The sequence below is a fragment of the Streptomyces boncukensis genome, from assembly GCF_011045075.1.
Taxonomy (GTDB): domain Bacteria; phylum Actinomycetota; class Actinomycetes; order Streptomycetales; family Streptomycetaceae; genus Streptomyces; species Streptomyces boncukensis.
In genome coordinates this window covers 1-1,930 of sequence record NZ_JAAKZZ010000857.1, presented here as the reverse complement: position 1 = coordinate 1,930, position 1,930 = coordinate 1, and the positions used below count along the sequence as shown (strand labels likewise).

Sequence of the window (1,930 nt, the reverse complement as noted above, 5' to 3'; positions counted from 1 at the left end):
GGCGTGGAGGGTCTCGGGGGTCTCGGGGGTCTCGGACGTGGTGCGGCGTGCGCCCATCACAAGGCTCCTTCCATGGGGCGCGGGGGTGCGTCGCGGCGCAGCGCGTCCAGGCGGTCGTCCGCCGGACAGCGCCCGCGCAGGGCGTACTGCTCCAGGAACCGGGCCACGGCGCCCCGCAGCGCCGCGGGGGTGCCGAGGCGGTCCAGCGCGTCGTGGGCGGCCCGCAGACAGGTGCGGACGGCGGTGCCGAGCTGCGGATCGGCGGGACCGGCGCGGGCCGCGCGCAACCATACGTCCCACGGCGGCACGTCCCGGCCCGGGGCGAGCCGCCCCGTCGCCTCGAACGCCGTACCGGCCGCGGCCGGGTCCTCCAGCAGCGCCGAGGCCACCAGGACGGGGACCGCCCAGCCGTCGCCGGGCTGGGCGTCGATCATCCGCAGCTCCAGCCAGCCGCGCGGCCGCACGGGCGGAAAGAGGGTGGTGAGGTGGTAGTCGACGTCGTCGAGGGTGGGCGGGCGCGCTCCCGCCCAGGCGCTCAGCCAGGAGCGCAGCGGGAGGTCGCGGGGCGCGGTCCAGTCCGCCGGCGGCGGGCGGCGCACGCACATCACGCGGGCGTCGAGCGCGTAGCGGGCCCAGGCGCCGCGCGGGTCGGGCCAGGCGTCCGGTGGCTGCCGGGTGCGGCCCGGATCCATCCGCGCCCACACGGCCTGCCGCGAGGAGACCCAACCGGAGGGCCGTCCGTGGTGCTGGAGGGGGGAGTTGGCGAAGGCGGCGACGAGGACGGGGCCGAGCCGGTGGGCGAGCAGCCAGCGGAACCGGTACCCGGTGACGCCGTCGCCGTCGTCCCCGGCGTCCACGCTGACCTGGACGGCGGCGGTGGCCCGCATCATCGTCCGCCCCCAGGGCCCGGCCTGGTCGAAGTAGCGCTCCATCGCGTCGTAGCGGGGGTGGTCCAGCACGCGGGACGGGGCGCGCCACGGGTCGAGCCCGCTGCCGTCCAGCACCAGCCCGGCGGGCTCCAGGGCCCGGCGCAGGGCCGCGAGGTCGGCTGCCGCGTCGGCGACGCAGCGTGCCGCCGAGGCGGCCGGCGGACAGCTCAGCTCCAGCTGTCCGCCGGGCTCCCGGGTGAGCACCCCGCCGCGGGGGAGCCCTCCGGGGGCCTGGAGCGGCGCGAGGGCCGCGTCCAGGCGGGCGGCCGGCACCTCCGCCGTGGGCGCGCGGCGGTCGCGTACCAGCCACTCCAGCTCGACGCCGGTACGGGACGGCGGTCCGGTCTTGAAGCAGATGCCGCGTACGTGGGCTGCGACGTCCTCCTCCCGCAGCGGCGCCCCCGGTTGTCGTTCCGTTTCCTGCACGGGCCCGTCCATGAGCTGCCTCTTCGTCTGGTCAGGGGTAGTCGGCGCCCACGGAAACACGCCGGGACGTCCGTCGGCTTCCACCGATGGGCGAATGGCTGAAACTCCCGGGGTACGCGAGGTGTCCATGGCGGGTGTGGCGGACCGCGCCCCCGGGGGCACGTCCTGCGCCCCGAAGGGGCACGGGAACTGCGCGCCTGGCCACGGCGGACCCGCACTCCGCAGCGAGCTGCGAGCAGCGAGCGGCAGCCCCGGTGCGGCCGCCTCGCCCCGCGAGCGGGCGCGGAGGGCTACGCCCGCTCGGTGTACCGGGAGCCGGCCGCGGGCCACGGCGTGGCCGGGGGCGCCTCCAGGCCGAGACCGGTGAGCACGGCCCGGACGACGCGCTCGGTCTCCCGGTCCACCTCCCGCAGCGGCGCGAGCTGGACCAGCCCGTCGATCAGCAGGGTGGCCAGCCCGTGCACGGCGGACCAGACCACGAAGTCGGCGCCGGGCCGCGCGGACGCGGGCAGTTCGCCGGCGGCCACCAGCCGGTCGAGTTCGGCGGTCAGTACGTCGTGCGGGTGGGGCGAGGG

The 1,930-nt window shown here is 78.0% G+C and carries 2 protein-coding genes; both read right to left on the bottom strand.

Going from position 1 to position 1,930, the window contains the following annotated elements; genetic code table 11:
* Nucleotides 1-56 precede the first annotated feature (56 nt).
* Nucleotides 57-1,367 (bottom strand): ergothioneine biosynthesis glutamate--cysteine ligase EgtA, encoded by a 1,311-nt coding sequence (egtA, locus tag G5C65_RS36395; protein WP_165303324.1) that lies wholly within the window; start codon nucleotides 1,365-1,367, stop codon nucleotides 57-59.
* Between the two features lie 278 nt (nucleotides 1,368-1,645).
* On the bottom strand, nucleotides 1,646-1,930 hold a 285-nt coding region (locus G5C65_RS36390; RefSeq protein WP_165303323.1), incomplete at its 5' end, for a TetR-like C-terminal domain-containing protein.